The 19810-nt window shown below is 71.6% G+C and carries 25 protein-coding genes; 14 read left to right on the top strand and 11 right to left on the bottom strand.

The genetic code is table 11. From position 1 onward, the window contains the following. Positions 1 to 11: 11 nt before the first annotated feature. Both IEY91_RS29145 and IEY91_RS29140 read right to left on the bottom strand, forming a co-directional pair. Positions 12 to 1688 carry an ABC transporter substrate-binding protein gene (locus IEY91_RS29145; protein ID WP_189176286.1) on the bottom strand — a complete coding sequence of 559 codons (1677 nt, stop codon included), beginning with the start codon at positions 1686 to 1688 and terminating at the stop codon, positions 12 to 14. Beyond that, positions 1685 to 2890 (bottom strand): C45 family autoproteolytic acyltransferase/hydrolase, encoded by a 1206-nt coding sequence (locus tag IEY91_RS29140; RefSeq protein ID WP_189176285.1) that lies wholly within the window; start codon positions 2888 to 2890, stop codon positions 1685 to 1687. Before IEY91_RS29140 ends, IEY91_RS29145 begins: the two co-directional genes overlap by 4 nt. 124 nt (positions 2891 to 3014) lie before the next feature. Here IEY91_RS29140 and IEY91_RS29135 point away from each other — a divergent pair, with 124 nt between their 5' ends. Further along, positions 3015 to 3944 carry a MurR/RpiR family transcriptional regulator gene (locus IEY91_RS29135; protein WP_189176284.1) on the top strand — a complete coding sequence of 310 codons (930 nt, stop codon included), beginning with the start codon at positions 3015 to 3017 and terminating at the stop codon, positions 3942 to 3944. Between the two features lie 4 nt (positions 3945 to 3948). Here the strand turns inward: IEY91_RS29135 and IEY91_RS29130 are convergent, their stop codons facing one another. The 4 genes from IEY91_RS29130 to IEY91_RS29115 all read right to left on the bottom strand — a co-directional run bounded on the left by IEY91_RS29130 (position 3949) and on the right by IEY91_RS29115 (position 6581). Next, a complete protein-coding gene (locus IEY91_RS29130) occupies positions 3949 to 4560 on the bottom strand; it encodes a TetR/AcrR family transcriptional regulator (protein WP_189176283.1) in 612 nt (203 codons plus the stop codon). Further along, complete coding sequence (locus IEY91_RS29125) at positions 4557 to 5180, bottom strand: short chain dehydrogenase (RefSeq protein ID WP_189176282.1); 624 nt, start codon at positions 5178 to 5180, stop codon at positions 4557 to 4559. The genes IEY91_RS29130 and IEY91_RS29125 overlap by 4 nt, the downstream gene beginning before the upstream one ends. A gap of 89 nt (positions 5181 to 5269) precedes the next feature. Further along, positions 5270 to 5821 (bottom strand): NAD(P)H-dependent oxidoreductase, encoded by a 552-nt coding sequence (locus tag IEY91_RS29120; protein ID WP_189176281.1) that lies wholly within the window; start codon positions 5819 to 5821, stop codon positions 5270 to 5272. 163 nt (positions 5822 to 5984) lie between these two features. After that, a complete protein-coding gene (locus IEY91_RS29115) occupies positions 5985 to 6581 on the bottom strand; it encodes a helix-turn-helix domain-containing protein (RefSeq protein ID WP_373288044.1) in 597 nt (198 codons plus the stop codon). A 106-nt stretch (positions 6582 to 6687) separates the two neighbouring features. Here IEY91_RS29115 and IEY91_RS29110 point away from each other — a divergent pair, with 106 nt between their 5' ends. Continuing rightward, a complete protein-coding gene (locus IEY91_RS29110) occupies positions 6688 to 7518 on the top strand; it encodes an AzlC family ABC transporter permease (RefSeq protein WP_229697295.1) in 831 nt (276 codons plus the stop codon). Then, complete coding sequence (locus IEY91_RS29105) at positions 7515 to 7829, top strand: AzlD domain-containing protein (RefSeq protein WP_189176280.1); 315 nt, start codon at positions 7515 to 7517, stop codon at positions 7827 to 7829. The genes IEY91_RS29110 and IEY91_RS29105 overlap by 4 nt, the downstream gene beginning before the upstream one ends. 91 nt (positions 7830 to 7920) lie before the next feature. Here the strand turns inward: IEY91_RS29105 and IEY91_RS29100 are convergent, their stop codons facing one another. Then, positions 7921 to 9681, bottom strand: a complete 1761-nt coding sequence (locus IEY91_RS29100) for an AMP-dependent synthetase/ligase (RefSeq protein ID WP_189176279.1) — start codon at positions 9679 to 9681, stop codon at positions 7921 to 7923. Between the two features lie 78 nt (positions 9682 to 9759). Further along, positions 9760 to 10287: a ricin-type beta-trefoil lectin domain protein gene (locus IEY91_RS29095; protein ID WP_189176278.1), complete on the bottom strand. Its 528-nt coding sequence runs from the start codon at positions 10285 to 10287 to the stop codon at positions 9760 to 9762. A 187-nt stretch (positions 10288 to 10474) separates the two neighbouring features. On the opposite strand from IEY91_RS29095, the gene IEY91_RS29090 reads away from it, so the two are divergent. Both IEY91_RS29090 and IEY91_RS29085 read left to right on the top strand, forming a co-directional pair. Next, a complete protein-coding gene (locus tag IEY91_RS29090; protein WP_189176277.1) occupies positions 10475 to 11563 on the top strand; it encodes an AraC family transcriptional regulator in 1089 nt (362 codons plus the stop codon). Between the two features lie 160 nt (positions 11564 to 11723). Further along, the gene (locus IEY91_RS29085; RefSeq protein WP_164321983.1) at positions 11724 to 12914 is read left to right on the top strand and encodes a lipase family protein; all 1191 of its coding nucleotides are present in this window, start codon (positions 11724 to 11726) and stop codon (positions 12912 to 12914) included. 171 nt (positions 12915 to 13085) lie between these two features. On the opposite strand, the gene IEY91_RS29080 is transcribed toward IEY91_RS29085, so the two are convergent. Both IEY91_RS29080 and IEY91_RS29075 read right to left on the bottom strand, forming a co-directional pair. Continuing rightward, positions 13086 to 13544, bottom strand: a complete 459-nt coding sequence (locus IEY91_RS29080) for a hypothetical protein (RefSeq protein WP_189176276.1) — start codon at positions 13542 to 13544, stop codon at positions 13086 to 13088. Between the two features lie 36 nt (positions 13545 to 13580). After that, the gene (locus tag IEY91_RS29075) at positions 13581 to 14027 is read right to left on the bottom strand and encodes a helix-turn-helix domain-containing protein (protein WP_164321987.1); all 447 of its coding nucleotides are present in this window, start codon (positions 14025 to 14027) and stop codon (positions 13581 to 13583) included. 241 nt (positions 14028 to 14268) lie between these two features. On the opposite strand from IEY91_RS29075, the gene IEY91_RS29070 reads away from it, so the two are divergent. The 7 genes from IEY91_RS29070 (at position 14269) to IEY91_RS29040 (ending at position 17497) form a co-directional block, all read left to right on the top strand. Next, positions 14269 to 14559: a WhiB family transcriptional regulator gene (locus IEY91_RS29070; protein WP_164321989.1), complete on the top strand. Its 291-nt coding sequence runs from the start codon at positions 14269 to 14271 to the stop codon at positions 14557 to 14559. Further along, positions 14556 to 15203 carry a hypothetical protein gene (locus tag IEY91_RS29065; protein WP_189176275.1) on the top strand — a complete coding sequence of 216 codons (648 nt, stop codon included), beginning with the start codon at positions 14556 to 14558 and terminating at the stop codon, positions 15201 to 15203. The genes IEY91_RS29070 and IEY91_RS29065 overlap by 4 nt, the downstream gene beginning before the upstream one ends. Further along, on the top strand, positions 15200 to 15391 hold the full coding sequence (locus IEY91_RS29060) for a MerR family transcriptional regulator (RefSeq protein ID WP_164321993.1): 192 nt from the start codon (positions 15200 to 15202) through the stop codon (positions 15389 to 15391). Before IEY91_RS29065 ends, IEY91_RS29060 begins: the two co-directional genes overlap by 4 nt. A 226-nt stretch (positions 15392 to 15617) precedes the next feature. Then, on the top strand, positions 15618 to 16019 hold the full coding sequence (locus IEY91_RS29055) for a hypothetical protein (RefSeq protein ID WP_164321995.1): 402 nt from the start codon (positions 15618 to 15620) through the stop codon (positions 16017 to 16019). A gap of 90 nt (positions 16020 to 16109) precedes the next feature. Beyond that, positions 16110 to 16745: a phage tail tube protein gene (locus IEY91_RS29050; protein ID WP_164321998.1), complete on the top strand. Its 636-nt coding sequence runs from the start codon at positions 16110 to 16112 to the stop codon at positions 16743 to 16745. Positions 16746 to 16817: 72 nt separating this feature from the next. Further along, positions 16818 to 17108 carry a hypothetical protein gene (locus IEY91_RS29045; protein WP_164322000.1) on the top strand — a complete coding sequence of 97 codons (291 nt, stop codon included), beginning with the start codon at positions 16818 to 16820 and terminating at the stop codon, positions 17106 to 17108. A 65-nt stretch (positions 17109 to 17173) separates the two neighbouring features. After that, the gene (locus IEY91_RS29040; RefSeq protein WP_189176388.1) at positions 17174 to 17497 is read left to right on the top strand and encodes a hypothetical protein; all 324 of its coding nucleotides are present in this window, start codon (positions 17174 to 17176) and stop codon (positions 17495 to 17497) included. A gap of 37 nt (positions 17498 to 17534) precedes the next feature. Here the strand turns inward: IEY91_RS29040 and IEY91_RS29035 are convergent, their stop codons facing one another. Continuing rightward, positions 17535 to 18113 (bottom strand): hypothetical protein, encoded by a 579-nt coding sequence (locus IEY91_RS29035; RefSeq protein ID WP_164322002.1) that lies wholly within the window; start codon positions 18111 to 18113, stop codon positions 17535 to 17537. Between the two features lie 33 nt (positions 18114 to 18146). Between IEY91_RS29035 and IEY91_RS29030 the strand changes: the two genes are divergently transcribed. Both IEY91_RS29030 and IEY91_RS29025 read left to right on the top strand, forming a co-directional pair. After that, positions 18147 to 18623, top strand: a complete 477-nt coding sequence (locus IEY91_RS29030; protein ID WP_189176274.1) for a hypothetical protein — start codon at positions 18147 to 18149, stop codon at positions 18621 to 18623. 30 nt (positions 18624 to 18653) lie between these two features. Continuing rightward, the gene (locus IEY91_RS29025; RefSeq protein ID WP_229697294.1) at positions 18654 to 19805 is read left to right on the top strand and encodes a hypothetical protein; all 1152 of its coding nucleotides are present in this window, start codon (positions 18654 to 18656) and stop codon (positions 19803 to 19805) included. Positions 19806 to 19810: the final 5 nt, after the last annotated feature.

The raw sequence follows: 19810 nt of genomic DNA, 5'->3' as shown, positions 1-19810 counted from the left end.
TGTCACGGTGCTCACCCGGCCTTTCGCGGGCCGAGCTGGGCCGCCCACGGGTAGTAGAGGTACGCCTGCGAGGCGGGCGGTCCCGTCAGCTTGTCGCTGAGGACGAGGGCCGTCGGGACCTGCGCCACCGGGATCCAGACGGCGGCGGCCACGAAGCGCCGCTGGATGTCGGTCGCGAGCCGGGCCCGGCGCTTGTCTTCGAGCGTGCCGAGGGCGCGGCCCACCAGGCGGTCGTACGTCGCGTCCTTGAAGCCGACCCAGTTGTTGGGGGAGTCGGAGAGGCCGTTGTCGTAGAAGCCCATGGGGTCGGACTTGGAGATGTACCAGTCGCCGACGAGGGCGTCGATGTCGGCGCGGGCGCCGGGGTCGCTGTAGAACTCCTCGAACTGGGCGGGCGGGACCGTCTTGATCTGCGCCTTCAGGCCGATGCGCTGGAGCGCGGCGCGAGTGGCGTTGGCGACGACCGTGCGGCCCTGGCTGCTGTCGGTGCCGATGACGATCGGGTCGCCCGGGGCGCCCGCCTCCTTGACCAGCTTCCTGGCCTCGGCGATGTCGTCGGCGGTGGGCGAGGCGGGCGCCACCGACGCCAACTTCCGCTGGGCGGCGGCGAAGTGCTGCTTCTCGTACCCCCAGGCGCCCGCGCCGACCGGCGCGGCCCACGGCTGCACGAGCCCGCCGTAACCGGAGTTGGCGATGCCCTTGCGGTCCAGGGCGAGGGACAGCGCGCGCCGGATCGCCGGGTCCTTGAGGCCGCCGCGGGCGGTCGGGATGAGGACGAGGGAGGCGGTGGAGGGGCCGTAGTACTGCTTGAGGCCCTTGGTGGTGCGCAGGGCGGCGGCGGTGTTGGGCGATTCGGCGTACGCGCCGTCGGCGGCGCCCGTCTTCAGGGCGTTGACGAGCGCGCTGTCGGAGGCCCAGCGGAAGTCGACGCGACGGGTCAGCGGCTGCTTGCCCCAATACCCTTCGTACGCCTCGATGCCGATCGAATCACCGGACTTCCAGCTCTTCAGGCGGTACGGACCCGAGCAGGCGTCGCCCTGGCCCGGCGTGCCGAACTCCTTGCCCGCCGCCTTGACTTGGCGCGGGTTCCAGACGATGCCCGCGTCACCGGCGAGCGCCTTGGTGAACAGGGCGTCGGGCCGCTTGAAGCGGACGGTGATGTCGCGCGGCCCGGTCCTCTCCATCTTCATGACGTTGCCGAACTCGTCGGCCTGTTCCATGTCCGGGTCGGCGTGCCGCTTCAGGCTCCACAGGACGTCGGCCGCGGTGAGCTTGGAGCCGTCGTGGAAGGTGACGCCGTCGCGGACGGTCAGGACGAGGGTGCGGCTGTCGGGCGTGCGGGCCTTCTCGGCGAGGAAGGGCTTGACGCTCATGTCGGGCTGCAGCTGGTAGAGCCGCTCGCAGACGTTGGTGAGGACGACGCGGCCCGCGCTGGTGCCCTGGGTGTCGAGGTCGAGGGAGTCGGGCTCGTCCTCCAGGAGCCAGTCGGCGCGGTCGAGTTGGCCGCGGGCGGGTGCCGTGGTCGGGGACAGCTTGAGTTTGGCGGCGTCGGCGGGCTTGCCGCCGAGGGCGGAGGTGTCGGCTCCGGCGCAGCCGGCGGCGGCGAGGAGGGCGGTGGCGGTGAGGGCGGCTCCGGCGGCGCGGCGGCGCCGGTGTTCCGTGCCGGTCGTCCGGTGCGTCCGTGTCATCTGGCGTCTCCGTACGGGCCGTCGTAGAGGTTCCACGGAAGGTGCTGGTAGTCGCGGTCGCAGGGGGTGCCCGCGGTGACGCGGTAGTCGCCGGTCGTCAGGTCCACGCAGGAGGAGACGAGGGTGGCCCAGTGCTCGATGTCGGGGCGGCGCGGGTCGGGGTGCGTGCACAGCGACTCGGGGTGGCCCAGGTGGTCGGACATGGCCTGCTTGATGATCTTCAGGGACTCGTCGGGGCCGGTGGCGGCGCGCAGGGCGCGCAGGCCCTGTTCGGCGCGGGGGACGCGGACGAGGGAGTCCGGGGACAGCGGGCGGTAGCCGTCGGCGAGGGCGGCGGGGATGCCCGCCTGGTAGTGGTTTCCGTGCACGAGGAGGCCGTCGGTCGGATACATCCAGCCGTGCCCGGCGGGCGTCGTCTCCAGGTCGAGCGCGAAGCCTTCGCGGCAGGTCAGCAGGGCGTTGGAGGCGATGTGGGCGCGGGTGCGGCAGAGCACGTCCACGGCGTCGGTGATCGCGTGCTGGTCCAGGACGCTGCGGCGTACGACGGTCTGCGGCAGGCCGACCGCGTCGCTGAAGCGGCCGCCGAGACCGTTCGCGTTGAGCGCGATCCCGGCGGAGTTGGCGCCCTGGCGGCCGACCTGGCCCGCTTCGACCTGCATGATCAGGGTGGGCTTCGGGGGCTGGACGATGCGCAGCATGACGACGGTGTCGGCGACGCCCGCGCGCCAGTCCCAGTTCTGTCCCGCGTAGACGTGGCCGTCGCCGGTGGCTTCGCCGTAGGCGGCGAAGGAGGTACAGCCGTCGGGGGCTTCGGCGGTGGCTTGTGCGGTGACTTGTGGGGCGGCTTCCGGGGTGGCTCGCGGCGTGGCGCTGGTGACCATGTCCTTGAACGACCGGTCGTAGATGACCTCGCCGCGGGCGTTCAGGGCGAGGACGTCCATCAGGCCCACGCCCGCCCCCTCGGCGATGCCGGTCATCTCCTCGACGAGGTGCGGCGCGTAGTCCTCGACCGGCTTGAGCCAGCGGGCGGCGCGGTCGGTCACCTGGTCCCAGGTCAGCCCGGCCGACCGGCCGAACGCGGCCTCGTAGTAGCCGAGGGCGGCGTGCAGTTGGGGGCGGACGGCTTCGCCGTACTGGCGTCCACGGGCGGTGGGGGTGCCGGATATCTCGACTACCGGGAGGGTTCTGGTGCGCGGTGCCATGCTTCTCCTCGCGATGGAGAGGTCCCCGCGACCGGCTTCCTGTAACGTCGGTTACGGAACTCTCTCCTCTTGGAATGCGTTGTCCAGGAGAGTAACGGGCACCACACGGGAGTCAATAGCTGTAATGCAGATTTCAGAGCCGCCGGAGGGCGGGGACGGTGCGCCAGGGGGCGGCCTGGCGCGGCTGCGGGCCGCTGTGCGGGACCAGTGGGAGACGTTGTCAGCGTCCGAGCGGGCGGTGGCGCAGTATCTGGCGGGGGCGCCCGCCGAGTCCCTCCTTTTCGCGTCCGCACAGGAGCTGGGGTCGGCGAGCGGGACCAGTAACGCAACGGTCGTCCGGGCCCTGCAGCGGCTGGGGTACGCGGGCCTGCCCGCGCTCAAGCGCGACCTGACGGCGGACTTCACCTCCAGCGTCGCCCCGGAGGTGCGGCTCGCCCAGCGCATCGCGCATGTGGGGCGGGACCTCGGCGGCATCTGGGACGAGGTCTTCGACGAGGCGCAGGAGCGCATCGAGCACGCCCGCCGCCTCACCTCGGACGAGGCGTTGCGCACGGCGGTCGGCGTGCTCGCCGGGGCCGACGGGATCCACTGCTTCGGGGTGGCCGCGTCCGAGCTGGCCGCACGGCACTTGACGCTGGCGCTCGGCCGGATCGGGCGGCGGGCCCGGCATGTGGGGGCGACGGGCTTCGCCCTCGCCGACGATCTGCTCGCCCTGCGGCGGGGGGACGCGGTGGTCATCTTCCAGCCCGGGCGGGCCCTGCCGGAGCTGGCCGTACTCATCGACCGGGCGCGGGCCGTGGGGGCGCGGGTCGTGCTGGTGACGGACGAGTTGGCGGAGGTTTACGGGGGGCGGGTGGACGCGGTGCTGACTGCTCCGCATACGCCCACGGGGATAACTACCGAGGCGCTCACGGCTCTTGTGGTCGCGGATGTGCTGTTGCTGGCACTGACTGCGCTGGACGAGGCTCGGGCCGTGGATACGTCGCATCAACTCACCGCTCTGCGGGAGCAGTTGCTGGGGCCCAAGGGTGGGGCTCGGCCGCGGAAGGGGTGAGGGTTCAATCGCCGGACGCACTGGAAGGGCGGGCCGCCTCGACAAGGTGCCGGGCCGCCTGGCGCACCGCGGGCAGCACGTCGTCGGTGGGCTCCAGGGCGGCAGCGGCCATCGCGCCGTCGAGCAGGACGGTCAACTGCCGTGCGAGGAGCGCCGGTTCGCGCACGCCCGCGGCCTCGGCGAGTCCGCCCGTCCAGGCGCGCACCGCCCGCTTGTGCTCCACGGTGGCCCGGTGGGCCGGGCTGCCCGGCGCCGACTCGCTCGCGGTGTTGAGGAAAGGGCAGCCGCGGAAGCGGCCGTTCTCCGACGCGGCGTCGATCGCGTCGAACAGGCCGACCAGTTGGTCCGCGGGGTCGTCCCCCGCGGCGGCCGCGGCGTCGGTGAGCATCTCGCGCCAGGCCACGTCCACCCCCGCGAGGAAGGCGAGCGCCAGGGCGTCCTTCGACTTGAAGTGGGTGTACAGGGTGGCCTTGGCCACGCCCGACTCGGCGATGATCCGGTCGATGCCGACGCCCCTGATCCCGTACTCGGAGAAGAGCGTGGTCGCGGTGGACAGGATCCGCTCGCGGGCGGGCGGGCGCGGAGCCTTGGCGGCGCCCTGTGCGGTACGGGTCATGAGACCGATCCTCCCACCGGAACGCCCGGACGCCGCCGCCGCGCCGGGCGCAGGGTGCGGCCCTGCGCGTCGCCCTCGACGGCTTCCGTGTAGGCGAGTGCCACGTCCGCCGCGGGGGTCCCTTCGGCGCCGTCGAGCCCCATGGCCTCCAGGGTCTCGGCCACCCACCCGGGGCTGACGGTGTTCACCCGCAATCCGCGGGGCATCTCGATCGCGGCGGCACCGACGAAGGCGTCGAGGCCCGCGTTGACGAGGGCGCCGAACGAGCTTCCTGGGGTGGGCCGTTCGAAGACGCCGCTGGTCAGGGTGATCGATCCGCCGTCGCGCAGCCGGCCGATCGCCTGGCGCACCAGGTGCAGCTGGCCGAACAGCTTGCCCTGCAGTCCCTGGGTGTAGTCGTCGTCGGAGTCCAGCGGGGTCAGCTTGCCGCTCGCCGCGCAGCACACGACGGCGTCGATGCCGGACACGGCCGTGAACAGCGCCTCGATGGAGGCCGGGTCGTCCATGTCCACCCGGACGGGGCCGCTTCGCGAGGCACGGACGACTTCGTGGTTCTTCTCCAGCGCGGCGGCGACGGCGGAACCGATGGTGCCGGTCGCGCCTATGACGACGATCTTCATGCGGGACTCCTCGCCGGATGCGGGATGCGGGATGGGGGTGCGGGGTGGTGGGCGGGGTGCGATGGGCGGCGGGCTGAGCCTTCCTCCGGTCAGGCGGCCGCGGCCAGTTGGCCCTCCATGGCGCCGGTGACCAGCGCGCGGTAGCGCCGTACGTGATCGGCGAGGAGTTCGCCGCTCACGGTGCGGGTGCCGTGCACGAGGAACGGCGGCTGATAGCTCATCCCGGTCAGGTGGGCGGTGGCGTCGAAGGGCAGCAGCAGGTCGCGGACGGGGAAGCGGTTGAGGCCGCCGGGCCGGTAGAGCTCCTCCGCGCCGCCGACCGTCGCGGTGACGGTGAGGGTCTTGCCGTGCAGCGCCTTGCCGGTCGAGCCGTACGCGAAGCCGTACTCCAGGACGTCGTCGAGCCACTTCTTGAGCAGCGGCGGCGCGGAGTACCAGTAGAAGGGGAACTGCAGCACCACCCGGTCATGGGTGCGAAGGAGTTCCTGCTCGCGCGCCACGTCGATGCGGAAGTCGGGGTAGGCGGCGTAGAGGTCGTGCACGGTGACGCCGGGCAGGTCGCGGATGCCCTCGACGAGCGCGGAGTTGATGCGGGACTCGGGGAGCGTGGGGTGGGCGAGGAGGACCAGGGTGCGTGTCATCGCGAAGAGCTCCTTCGGCCGGAGTGGCGTACCGACTGGGCGGCGTACCGACGTAATGGCGAACAGACAGGTCTGTCTGCTCATAGGGATGAGACTAGACAGACCTGTCTGTTCGGGTCAAGTGCCCGGCAGGAGAAGGGTGTTGACCAGGGCGGGCGGCGGGCTACACGTGCTGCATCACCAGCACGAACGTCGTGCCCGGTGACAGCGCCTCGTACGAGTGCGGGACATCGCCCCGGTACGACATGTAGTCACCGGGGCCCAACTCCACCGTCCCCCCGGCGGGGCCCGCGATCATGCGGCCCGTGCTGACGACCAGGTGCTCCACCGAGCCGGGAATGTGCGGCTCGGACTCGCGTACAGAGCCCGGCTCCATGGCGCCGTGATAGATGTCGCGCCGCACGCCGGTCGGGCCCGCCGACAGCAGCGTGCCCGCGTACGAAGCCTGCTCGGCGCGCATCGTCGGGCCCTCGCCCGCGCGGATCACCGTCACCCCGGGGTCCGGCGACTCGACGAGCACGCTGAACGGGACGCCGAGCGCCACGGCCAGCGCCCATACCGTCTCGATGCCCGGGTTGCCCGTCGCCGCCTCCAGCTGGGACAGCGTGGACTTGGCGATACCGGCGCGCTTGGCCAGCTCGGAGAGGGAGAGGCCGGCCCGGGTGCGCTCACGGCGCAGCGCGGCGGCGATCCACTCGCGGGGCAACCGTGAGGGGGTGGCCTTGGCGTCGACTTCGGTCATGCCGTCATCTTCGGTCATGCGGTGCGCTCCGGGTTCCCGCGCTCGCGGTCCAGTCGATTCGTTCGGTACAGGATACCAATCGTTCGACTTGACGAACGCGGAACGGTCTGCCCATGCTACGACCATGCGTTCGCCACACCGAACGGATGACCCCGCAGACCGAACGACGGGGTTTGTCCGCCTCTCCGACCTGCCCCCCGGCGTCCTGCGCGACATCGCGCTCGTCTGGGCCGCCGACCTCGTCGTCGGCGTCTCGTTCGGCGCGATCGCCGTCGCGGGCGGGCTGCCGCTCTGGGTGCCGGTCACCATGTCCCTGCTCGTGTACGCGGGCTCCGCCCAGTTCAGCGCGGCCGCCGTACTCACCGGGGGCGGCGGCGCCGTGGCCGCTGCGGCGACCGGGCTGCTGCTCAACTCCCGTACGGCGGCGTTCAGTCTGGCCGTCGCCGACAGCCTCGGGCGGTCGTGGGCGGCGCGGCTCATCGGCGCGCACCTGATCACCGACGAGACCGCCGCGTTCGTGCTCGCCCAGCCGGATCGGAGGAGCCGGAAGGCCGCGTTCTGGATATCCGGGATCGGGCTGTTCGCCGTGTGGAACGTGAGTGTGCTGGCGGGGGCGCTTGCGGGGTCGGCGCTCGGGGACACCGGACGCTTCGGGCTCGACGCCGCGTTCCCCGCGGTGCTGCTCGCACTGGTGCTGCCCGCCGTACGGGACGACGGGAACGCCCGTCGCGCCGGGGCCCTCGGCGCGGTGGTCGCGGTGGCGGCCACGCCGGTCCTTCCGGCGGGGGCGCCGGTGCTGCTCGCGCTGGTCGGTCTGGTGGCGATGCGGCGTCGGCCGGTGCGGGGCCGGGGCGCCGAAGGCGCGGCGGCGGCCGCCACGACCGCCGAAGGCCCCGAGCCCGCCGAAGCCCCTGCCCCCGCCAACACCCCCGCCTCCCCCGGGACCCCCTCATGAACGCCTACCTCGCCTGTGTCCTCGCCCTCGCCGCCGGCACCTACGTCTTCCGCCTGGCCGGACCCCTCCTGCACGGGCGCGTCGAACTCACCGTCCGCGTACAGGAGTTGCTGACCGTCGGCGCGACCGTCCTGCTCGTCGCGCTGCTCGCCACCGGCGCGCTCATGGAGGGGCAGGACTTCGCGGGCTGGTCCCGTCCGGCGGGTGTGCTGGTGGGTGGGGTGCTCGCGTGGCGGCGGGCGCCGTTCGCGGTGGTCGTGGTGGGGGCGGCGGGGGCGACGGCATTGCTGCGGCTCGCGGGGCTTTCGTAGGTGAGAGGGGCTTACTTTCGCGGGTCGGAGGGTGCGGCTTTCGTGGGTGAGAGGGTCTAACTCCCAGACCATTTCGCCGAGTTAACCCCTCTCACTCCGGTGAGCCCTCCTCGTACAACGCCTCCACCACCCCCGCATACCGCTCCGTGACCGCCCGCCTCCGCACCTTCAGGCTCGGCGTCAGGAGCCCGTCCTCCACCGTGAAGTCCTCGTCGAGGACGGCGAAGGCGCGGATGCGGGCCGGGCGCGAGACCTGCGCGTTCGCCGCGTCGACCGCCTCCTGCACGAGGGCGCGGACGCGCGGGTCCGCCGACACCGGCCCGGTGAGGGCGTGGCCGCCCCGTGCCGCCCACCCCGCGACCTCCTCCGCGTCGAGCGTGATGAGCGCGACGGGGTGCGGCCGCCGGTCGCCCACCATCACCGCGCGGGAGACGAACCGTGAGGCCTGGAGGGCGAGTTCGGAGAGGGACGGGGTCAGGTTCTTGCCGGCCGAGGTGATGATGAGGTCCTTCTTGCGGCCGGTGATGCGCAGGTAGCCGTCCTCGTCGAGGGAGCCCAGGTCGCCGGTGTGCAGCCAGCCGTCGTCGTCGAGGGCGGCGCGGGTCGCGGCGGTGTCGGCGTGGTAGCCGGGGAAGACGTTGGCGCCGCGCGCGAGGACCTCGCCGTCGTCGGCGACGCGCACCTCGCAGCCCGCGATGGGCCGCCCCACGGTCCCGTACCGCACGGCCCCCGGATGGTTGAGGCTGATGACGCCGCCGGACTCGGTCATTCCGTACCCCTCGAAGACCTGGATCCCGCAGGCCCGCAGGAAGTCCAGAACGTGCGGGGCGATCGGCGCGCCACCGGTGAGCGCCCACCGCACGCGCCCGCCGAGCGCCTGCCTGACCGGCCCGTACAGCGTCTTGTCGGCGGCTTCGTACGCGTCCCGCAGCTCGTCCGGCAGCACCCCGTCGGCCGCGAGCACCCCGATCCGTACCGCCTCCTCGAAGCGCTCGCGCCCGCCCTCTTGCGACTCCGCGAGCGAAAGGACCACCGAGTGCACCTTCTCGAACAGGCGCGGCACGGACGGCAGATGGGTGGGGCGCGCCTCGGCCAGCTCGGCGACGACGTTCTCGATCCGGCCGCCGAAGTACACGAGCGTGCCGCCCTCGATGAGGGTGGTGAACTCGATGAGCTGCGCGAGGAGATGGGCGAGCGGCAGATACAGGTACGTGGCGTCGCCCGGACCGCCCTCGATCAGCGGCAGCGAGGCGTCCTGTACGGCGCCGATGTTGCCGTGGGTGAGGACGCAGCCCTTGGGCGGGCCTGTGGTGCCGGAGGTGTAGATGATGGTGGCGGGGTCGTCGGGGGCGCGGGCGGCTGCCCGCGCGAGCAGCGCGTCGACCGCGACGGGCCCGGCCTCGACGTCGACGTACGCCTCCGCCCCCGTCATCACCACCACCCGCCGCACCCCCGGCAACTTCCCCCGCAGCCGCTCCACCTTCCCCGCCTGCGCCGCGTCCTCGCAGACCACGACCGACGCGCCCGAGTCGCCGAGCACCCAGGCCACTTCGTCGTCCCCGGCCGTCGGATAGACCGGCACCACCACCGCGCCCGCCGCGAAGGCCCCGAAGTGCGCGTACGTCCACTCCACGCGGGTCTCGCCGAGGATCGCCACCCGGTCGCCCGGCTCGACGCCGAGCCGGACGAGGGCGCACCCCACGTCCCGTACCGCCGCGCGGAGACCGTCGTACGACACCTCCTGCCAGGCTTTGTCCTTCTCGGCACGCTTGAAGCGCAGAGCGGGCAGCTCGCCGTGGCGGTCCGCCGCCCACTCCGCGAGAACGGACAGGGTCCTTGGCCGTTGCGTCATGCGTACGACGCTAGGCAGCGCCCGCGGCCGGGAGGGATGACGCGAAACGTCAGCGCCGCTGGCCGCCGCGCTCAGCGGCTACGCGCCGCCGCCCGCCTTCACGTCACCCTGGTGGACGGCTTTCCAGTACTGGGAGAGGGAGGGCGGCCCGCCCCACATCGACATGGGGACGACGTACGCGTCGTTGCCGACGTAGTTGCTGCGGATGGCGAGGGCGTGGGTGTCGTAGGCCCGGGGGATCAGGGCGTAGCTGTCCGCGTCGTGGGCGACCGTGTCGCTTCCGTGCACCCGCCGGATGATCCACTCCTGGAGGCGGCTGTCGTTCGGCTCCTTCAGGCGCGGGTAGTCCTTGGCGTCCGAACCCGCCGTGAGACAGCGGCCGTTCTCGTAGCTCTTGATGCGGGCGATCCCGGGGGTGGACGTCGACTCGACGTACCAGAGGTGGCCGAGCCAGCCCTTGTCCTTCTGCGTCGGGTCGAGGTTCCAGGTCTGGACGCAGATTTCGACGGCGTCGCCGTAGTTGTCGGTCTCGAGGTAGGTCCCCGTGACCTCGTGCACGAACATGTAGGGACCGCTGACTGCCTTGTCGAGATTGATGTCTGGCATATATCGGCCTTCCATTCGATGGTACGAGAAAGAACCAGATGTGCCGCATTCAACATGTCCGGCCCGAGAAGCCGGAATTACGACCCTAGTGCCTCAAGGCCCCTTGTCACGCGGTGTTTTGGGCCAACTCTGATCAGCTACGGACACACCCTTCAGGTGGCCGCCACGCGCGGCTAACGTCATGGTCATGGCCAGGCGGACGATCACCGTGCAGCATGTGCGGGCGGTGCTGCGCGGGGCGGAGCGCGGGGGTGTCGACACCGTGCCGTTGCTGCAGGCCGCGCAGATCCCGCCGCTGCTGCTCGGGGACGACCGGGCGCGCATCACGGCGGCGCAGTTCGCCCGGCTGTTCAGGGAGTTGTATCGGGCGACTGATGACGAATTCCTCGGGCTCGGGTCGTCACCGAGCAGGCCGGGGACGTTCGCGATGATGTGTTACGCCGTGCTCGGCTGCCGCGATCTGGGGGCGGCGATGGAGCGCGGGGTGACGTTCTACGGGCTCTTCCCCGGCGGCCCTGACCTCGTCCTCAAGCACACGGACGACGGCGTCGTCTTCACCGTACGCAACGACCTCGATCAGGACTTCTTCCTCGCGGAGTGCCTGGTCATCATCTGGCACCGGCTGTGCAGCTGGCTGATCGGCCGCCGCATCACGCTGCGCTGGGCCGACTTCGGCCATCCGCCGCCCCCGCACAAGGACGAGTACGAGCTGCTTTTCGGCTGCCCTGTCCGCTTCGGCGCCGCGCGCACCGGGGCCGGCCTCGACCCGCACTGGCTGCGGGCGCCGCTGGTGCGCGACGAGGACGCGCTGGCGGCGATGCTGCGCCGGGCGCCGTTCGACCTGCTGTCGCGGCGGGAGTACGGGACGACGGTCGCCGAACAGGTGCGGCGGGCGCTTGCCGTGGCGCTGCGGGACTCGCCGCGGCTGCCGTCGCTCGGGGAGATCGCGGCGCGGCTCGCGATGAGCCCGGCGACGTTGCGGCGGCGGCTCGCGCGGGAGTCGACGTCGTACCAGCGGCTGAAGGACGCGGTGCGGCGGGACGCGGCGATCGCGGGGCTCGCGGAGGGGCGCGAGCCGATCGCGCAGCTCGCCGCGCGGCTCGGGTTCTCCGAGGACACGGCGTTCCACCGGGCGTTCCGGAGGTGGACGGGGACCACGCCGGGGGCGTACCGGGCGGAGGTGCCGGACGGGCGGGGCGCCCACTCGTTGGAGGGACGCGGCGCGGGTTCACCGCCCCGCTCGGCGGCGACTGGTACACCAGGTCAACAAAGCTGAGCATCCGCGTCAGCACGGACCTTACTCACGAGTCACTACGGTCGACGCCTGCACGTCATCGCGTACAGACATCACGCCGTACACACATCACCCCGTACATCCGAACGTCCCATCCCCACGCACCAACTTCCCATCCCCCATGAACCGTTGGGAGAGCCGCATGCACGTACGCACCAGCTTCAGAGCACTCGCCCTGGTGGCCGCGGCAGGCCTGTCGGCCGCGACGCTGACGACCGCCGCGCACGCGGAGGACACCGGCGCCGGCAAGGACGCGCGGGCCCGGGTCGCGGCCGCCGCGCCCGGAGACGTCGTCAGCTCCGAGCCGAGCGCCTTCCACCCGCTGCCCGGCCAGCCCACGAACACCAAGGCCTGGAAGATCCACTACCGCTCGACCACGGCGAAGGGCACGCCGAACACGGTCTCCGGCACGGTCATCGTCCCGCAGGACGGCCGCACGGGCCCGCGCCCGCTGGTCACGTACGCCGTCGGGACGGTCGGCGTCGGCGACCACTGCGCGCCGAGCGCGGGCTTCCCCCGGGGCACGACCATGGAGGCGAACCTCATCCAGCAGCTCACGCTGCGCGGCTGGGCGGTCGCCGTCACCGACTACGAGGGCCTCGGCACGCCCGGCGACCACACGTACACGGTGGGCCGGTCGGCGGGCCACGCGGTCCTGGACGCGGCGCGCGCCGCGATCCGGCTGCCCGAGGCGGGCCTGTCGAAGGACTCGCCGGTGGGCATCATGGGCTACTCGCAGGGCGGCCAGGCCACGTCGTGGGCGGCGGAGCTGCACGGTTCGTACGCTCCCGACCTCAAGGTCAAGGGCACGGCGACGGGCGGCGTGCCCGGCGACCTGATGAAGGTGGCGGCCTTCAACGACGGTTCGTACGGCTCGGGCCTGATCTTCATGGCGGCGATCGGCCAGAACGCGGCGTACCCCGAACTGAAGCTGGAGTCCTACCTCAACCCGGCGGGCAAGGCCCTGATCGGCGCGCTGCGCAACAGTTGCGTGGCGGACGGCGCGGTCCTCGGCTCCTTCAAGCGCATCAAGGACATGACGACCAAGAACCCCCTGGACCAGCCGGATTGGCAGCAACGCCTGCGCGACTCCCAGGTGGGCACCCGCGCCCCCGACGCCCCGGTGTACCTCTACCACGCCCTCGCCGACGAACTCATCCCGTACGGAGTCGGCAAGCAGGTCCGCACGGACTGGTGCGCGCGGAACGCGAACGTGGAGTGGCACACGATCCTGCTCGGCGAGCACGTGAGCGGCGTGATCACCCAGTCGCCGCTGGCGGTGCAGTGGCTGGCGGAGAGGTTCGCGGGGAAGGCGGCCAAGGGGAACTGCTGAGGGGCCTCGCTGGGGGTGCCTCACTGAGGGTGCCTCGCTGACGGTACGGCTCGCGCCTGTGCCGGGGGCACCACACACCGGCCGGGCGGGCGCCCGCAACGACGCCCGCCCGGCCGTTCGGCGTCCACCAACCGGACGCGGCGGCACCGGGTCCGGCGCCGACCGGCGCCGTCAGGTGTCTTCCGCGTACGGGAAGCGCAGTACGCGGGCGGGGCGGGCCGGGTCGGCTCCCGGCACGCCCCGGGCCCTCTCGCCGCGGGCTCTCTCGTCCGGGGTCCTCTCACCCGGGGTCCTGGCCGCCCCCGGAACCCCGGGCACGCGGACAGGCGGCCCGGGCAACCCCTCCGTATCGGGGTGTCCCGCACCCCTCGCGGACTCGTGCCCGCCGCCACCGACGGGATCGCCCGCCTCGTGCCGGACGGACCCCGCGGCCCCGGCGTGCTGCCGCCAGCCCTCGCGGAACCAGCGTGCGCGCTCGCGCTCGATCTCCTCGTCGGTGACGACGCGCACGTGCTCCGCACCCGCCTCGGCCACCTTGCGGTTCAGCTCGGCCAGCAGTTCGGCCACGAGCCGCCGACCGGGCTCCGCCGCGCCGACCGGCCCGGCCGGGCCGTCCCCCGCCTTGTCCATCGCCCCCTCCTCAGCGCCCCCGCGGACCGTCCGGTCCTACGTACTGCCGCCCTCCGGCAGGAACTGCCGTACCACTCTCACGAACAACTCCCGTTGCTCCACGGGCACTTCCATTCTCCAGGCGGCCTCCTCGGGACTCATCCGGGATTCCGCCGCCGTGTCCTCGTACCGCCGGTTTCCGGACAGCGGAAGGTCGTCCTCCGTGAGCCGCCCCGACCGGATCAGCATGTCGCGCAGCGACACGTCCAGGACGACGGCCAGGCGGCGCATCGTCTCCAGGTCCGGCATGCTCTGCCGCTGCAACAGGCGGCTGACGCCCGCGCGGTGCACGCCCGCGTCGTCGGCCAGTTTGGACTTGCCGCCGCCCCGCGGACTGTCGATGTCGTAGCCGCGGCGGCGCATCAGCTCCTCGACCCACGCGGCGAACTCGTCAAGTCCGTCGCCGCGGCCGCGGCCCGCGCCCTCCCCCACGCTCGCACGCATGTGATCGCTCTCCCCTCGTAGCGAGGGCAGCGTACCGAGCGCGCACGCACCCTCGTGTGTGCGTGCTCGCACGCATTCGTGGAGATTCTGTCAACAGTCCTACTGAGCAGGGCAGTTGGTACAGCACCGCACCCCTCCACTCCGACCGGCAGCCGCTTGCGTGCGCACACGCACCATGCAACGCTGAGAGCTCGTTCGCCACACTCGAACGATTGTTCCCACCTCTTGGGAGGGCTTACACATGCCTGCTCGGACTACGTCGCAGCCACCCGCCCTGACCTGGAACGACTCCCCCAACTCCGCCCCGACCGGCGAGCGGCTCGACTGGCGCAGGTCCGCCGCCTGCGCCCAACTTCCGCAACGTTCGGTCTTCGCGCGCGTCCCTTCCGAAGCGGCCGAGGTGTTGCGCGCCTGCAATCAGTGCCCCATCCGTAAGGAGTGCGAAGCCGTGGTGAACCCCGCGCGCACGTGGTTCGACGGGGTCAGCGGCGGCCGGTTATGGCGCAACGGGCGCGAGGTGGCTGCCGCGTGAGCCGCCGTACGTCTCCGTCCGGGGCGGCCGCGGAGTCGGCGCCGTCCACAGCGCCGGTGCCGTCGAAGCCGTACGCGCCGGCCAGTGACGGCCCCGCGGTGTGGCTCGGCGCGCTGGCCCGCCGCTTCCCCGACCTCCTCGGCGAACTCGCGCCGAGCCCCGGCAGCGCCCTGCGCGAACGCCCCGGCGCCGCCCGCGTCGGCGGAACCTCCGCCCCCGTACGGCTCTGCGTCTCGGACGCGATCCGCGATGTCACCGACGGGGTCGTGGAGTTGGAGGAGGCGGTACGGGACCGGCTCGGTCTGCGCCCGGTGGCGCCCGCGCCCGTACCCGTACGCCTGCGTCGCATCGCGGGGCTCCTCGACCGCGTCACCGAACACGCGGACCTCACCGCGCACGTCACCGACGAGGCCCGCCGCATGGTCCACCGCTGCTCCCGCGTCCTCGGCGCCCCCGAGCAACTGGTCCGCGTCGCGGGCCGCTGCCCCGCCTGCGACTCGGTGTCCCTGCGGGCGTTCCCGGAGCGGGCGGTGGTGATGTGCGTGAACCCCGTGTGCCGGCACGTGCTTGAGGGCGCGTGCGAGGAAGAGGGGGCCGAGCGGGACGAGCGGGACGGTCGGGACGAGCAGGAGGTCGCCGGATGACCGGATACGGAGGCGCCCTGGTCACGGGCGAGCTGGCGGCGGCCGAGGTGCAGGTGGCGCCCGCGACTGTCCGGAAATGGGTGCAGCTCGGGCATCTGGTGGCGGCGGGGCGGCAGGGTCGGCGGCATCTGTACCGCCTGGAGGACGTGTTCGCGGCGGAGCGGGTGGTTCGGGGGCGGGGGGTGTAGCCCGTCGCTCTTCGGCTGGAGGCGGGGTCACCGGTGCCGACCGGTGACCCCGCCTTCGCGTGCGTACGCCAACTCGCCTTCCCCGTACGTCAGTTGCGGTCGCGACCTCCTCCCCTCACACTTGAAGCAGCGGCAGAGCTGCGCCCCGACCCGGGGCGGCGGACCTGCCGCTTTCTGCTGCCCCCGCACCAGAGCCCCTTGAGCCCCTTGAGAAGGGAGCATCCATGTGAGCGTCTTGACCTTTCCCGACGCGGAACGACTGGTCGTCGACTTCCTGAAGAACCGCCCCGAGCTGGCCGGTACGACGGTCGACAACCGTCCGCCCGCCGGTTTCGACGGCACCGAGAAGGCCGTCCTCGTCTCCCGCGTCGGCGGCGCCTGGCTAGACGACCAGCACCTGGACCAGCCGCTGCTCGACCTGGAGACGTACGGCCCGGACAAGACGACGGCGCACGCGGTGGCCCTCGCGGCCCGCGCCTGCGTCCTCGAACTGTCCGGCACGACGTACGGCACCGCGGTCGTCACCGACGTCGCCGAGTCCGACGGGCCGCGCTGGCTGCCGGACTTCAACCGCCCCAAGGGCAACCGCTACCTGGCCACCGTCCAGCTCCGGCTGCGCCTGGCCTGACCCCTGCTCCTTCCCTCACCCACGGGCCCCGTCGATGCCCGGCGGGGCCTTCGTCATGCCCGAAACCCACTGAAATCCTGAGGAGTTCACATGCCCAGCACTTCCGGAAACGGCGGTCAGATCCGCGTCGCGGGCACCGGCCGCATCCTGGTCGCCCCGGTCACCCTCCCGCCCGTCGGCGCCGGTGAGCCCGCCCCGGTCCCCGTCCCCCGTACGACCACCGACGACTGGCCGGCGGCGCACTGGCAGGACCTGGGGTTCACCACGACCGACGGCATCAAGTTCAACAAGAAGGAGAAGATCGACCCCGTCGACACCTGGCAGTCGGCGTCGCCGGCCCGGTTCATCTACTCCGACCGCGACCTCACCGTGAAGTTCCAGCTGCTGCAGATGAACAAGCAGACGCTCGCGTTCTTCATGGGCATCCCTGCGTCGGAGATCAAGCAGACCACGACCGCCGACTCCCCGCCGAAGCCGGTCGACGGCACCTACGAGTTCCAGCTGCCCAGCAACCCGCAGAAGGACGAGCGGGCCCTCGGCATCGAGTTCAAGGACGGCGCGGACATCACGTACCGCTTCATCGTCCCGCGCGGCCAGGTCACCGAGACCGAGGAGCTGGGGCTCACCCGGACCGGCGCGCTGAAGCTCGGCGTGACGTTCACGGCCCTGGAGGGGCCGAACGGCGAGCTGGCCAAGTGGATCATGAAGGACAAGGCGTACGCGTAAGTCCTCAGGCCAGTGGGGCGGCCACCCGGCCGCCCCACTCCCCCTTCCCCTCTCCCACCCCTTGGAGCCCCCATGGCCCCCTTCAACGTCAACGCCGCCCGCGCCCAGCGCCTCGAAGCCGTCGGCCGCGCCTGGTCCTTCGAGCTCGACGGCGACGCCTTCGAACTCCCCACGGAGCTGACCCGCGCGGTGGCGCACCGGCTCCGCGCCCTCGACGACAACGACGTCGACGGCCTGCTCGAACTCCTCCTCGGCGAGGCCCAGTTCGCCCGCTTCGCGCGGCACGAGACGACGATGCAGGACATCGCCGCGATCCTCGACGCCTACGGCAAGGAGACGGGACTCGGCCTGGGGGAAGACTGAGCCTCGGCGAGCTCGTGGACGAACACGCCGAGGCCCTCGAGGCAGACCTGCTCCGCCACTACGGCATCGACCTCCTGGACTGGCACCGCGGCCGCCTTTCTTCGCGGCGGCTCGCGACCCTCGTCCGGTACCTGCCGCGGGACAGCGCGCTGCACCGGGAGGTGCAGGGGGAGGCGGCGGAGTGGTCGGTGACGGACTACTTGCTGGCGCACGTGGTGGATCAACTGGCTGAGGCGAACTGGATGTTCGCGATGGTCAATCGGGACGAGGACGCCGAGCCGCTGGAGTACCCGACACCCGTGCGGCGACCCGGCGACGAGCACCGGGAGGAAGCCGGGACCCCGCGCGTCACCACGGAGCGCGATGTTGCAGCGTTCTTCGCCCTGTGACAGCGCGCAGGAGACCACGGCAGCGCTCTGGGCAGTTCTAGCGCGGGCGGAGCTTGATGCGCCAGCGGCACATGCTGCCCCAGCCCAGGTACTCGCTCGTCGCACTGACGACGAGGAGCCCCGGCTTCTTCGGCAGATCGATCGTCCCGCTGAATTTATCTCCGTGGGAAATTAAATTCTGTCCACCACTGCCGTCAACGGAATGCATGGCGATACACCCTCTGCAGCCGAACTCAACGTCGGCCTGCCACTTCCCTCCCGGGTACGAGAAGATGCGCGATGCCGTCGCCGACCGGGCGTCACCCAACTCGTCGGCTTCGGACACGTCCCGCAACACGACATTCCACGCTCCGACGCTGTGCACGCCACCACTGATGGTGAGGCGTGAGTACTTCGCCGGGATGAACATGTTGGTTCTTTCCCTACCCCACGCGGAATTCCCTATCTTCTCCCTCTTCCTCGAGTTACGGGAAACCCCTTCACCGTTGACGAAGAACCCCTTGCCGAGTAACCCTCCCCACGTCTCGGCAAGGAGTGTCCTGCCGACCAAATGATCAGGAATCTCAAATTCGGACTCGCCGCGTCCAGAAAACTCGACCGCAGACTTCTCGGGCATTCCACTGCCTCACAATCCGGAAAGGGAGCATGAATGGGCGACGAATTGGCATCACTCAAGAAGAGGATCGCAGATCTTGAGAATGAATTCCAGCCCTTCAAGAAGAAGCTGGAGGCCGGCTACTTCAAAGGGGACGCCGCAGCGGCCACAGGCACAGCCACCGGAGTCTCCGGCGAGGCCTCCCTCGTCACCAGCAGCGTGAAGCTGGCCACTTTCGACTTCGATCTGCGTCAGCACCTCAAGGACAAGAAGCTTCAACGCGATGGAAAGGACCCCGATTCTCTTCACGACCACATCGTCGAAGTGGACCGCAGAGCCGACCGGCGGCTCCGGGACATGAACCGTGACCTCAACCAGAAGATCCGCCGCAAGGCCGACCGGTCCGCCGTCGGTGGTGTCAACACCCGGCAGAACAACGAGATCCGGGATCTCCAGCGGAGCGCGAGCCGGGCGCACGACGAGTTGCAGCGGCTCTACGGCGCGGTGGCCCACCTGAACAGCCAGTTCTGACGCCGGATCCGTGTCCCGAGAGGAGCACTCATGGCACTCAACACATCCCTCAGAACGACCGTCACCCAACTCAACCGCATGCGGACGTCCGTGGGGCAGACGGCGACGGGCCTCACCCGTCTCCGAACGTCGACGGGCAACGCCGCCAAGGCAGTCGACGGGATCAAGAAGTCGGCCGAGCCGGCCGGCACCTCCGTCGGCAAGCTCCGTACCGCCGCGAGAAACGGGAGCGAGGCCCTCAACAAGCTCCGCACCAGCGCCCGGAACGGAAACGAGTCCCTCGGCAGGCTCCGCACCACGGCGGGCCGCGGCGACGACGCCGTCCGCAAGCTCCGTTCCGGCGTGCGCAGCGCCGACGGCGCGTTCGACAAGGCCAAGGGCGGGTCCGACAAGCTCAAGTCGTCGCTCGACCGGATGCGTCGGTCCGCCGACCGGGCCAAGAGCGCGTTGCAGGGGGTGAAGCGGCAGGCCGACGCCGTCGAGCGGTCCGTCGGCAAGGCCGGGCGGAACGCCGACCGGGGCGGGAAGTCCATGGGGCAGCTCGGGAAGGGGGCCAGAGGAGCCTCCGCCGCGCAGCGCGGCCTCAACCTCGCGATGGCGGCGAACCCGTTCGGCCTCGTGATGGCGCTGCTCGCCCCGCTCATCACGAAGTTCGTCGACATGGACAAGGTCGCGAGGCTCGTCCGCCGGGGCGTCTCCGCCGCGTGGGACGGGATCCGAGGCGCGTCCTCGTCGGCCTCGCGGTTCCTGAAGCCGCTGTTCGCGGGGGTCGTGAACGCCTTCCGCTCACCCGTCGTACAGCTCGTGCGCGGGCTCAACGTCCTCATCGGCGCCATGAACCGGATCAAGTTCAAGGTGCCGGGGTGGGTGCCGGGGCTCGGCGGGAAGGGGTTCGGGTTCGATCTGCCGCGGATTCCGGTGCCGCATCTCGCCGAGGGCGGGGTCGTGCGGGCCCGGCCGGGCGGCACGCTCGCTCTCGTCGCGGAGCGCGGCGAGAGCGAGGCGGTGATCCCGCTCGGCAGGCTGGAACGGATGCTCGGCAACCAGAACAGCGGCGCAGCGCTGCGCAGGCTCGCGGAGGCCGTGGAGCGGCTCGCCGAGCGCCCCGTGCACGTGGAAGTCGACGCCCAGACCATCGCCCGCGCCGTCTTCAGCGGGCAGCGCAAGCTCGCACGGAGGTGAGCCGC

It is taken from the genome of Streptomyces lasiicapitis (assembly GCF_014646335.1).
In the GTDB taxonomy this organism is placed as follows: domain Bacteria; phylum Actinomycetota; class Actinomycetes; order Streptomycetales; family Streptomycetaceae; genus Streptomyces; species Streptomyces lasiicapitis.
This window is presented reverse-complemented; position numbering and strand designations above follow the sequence as displayed.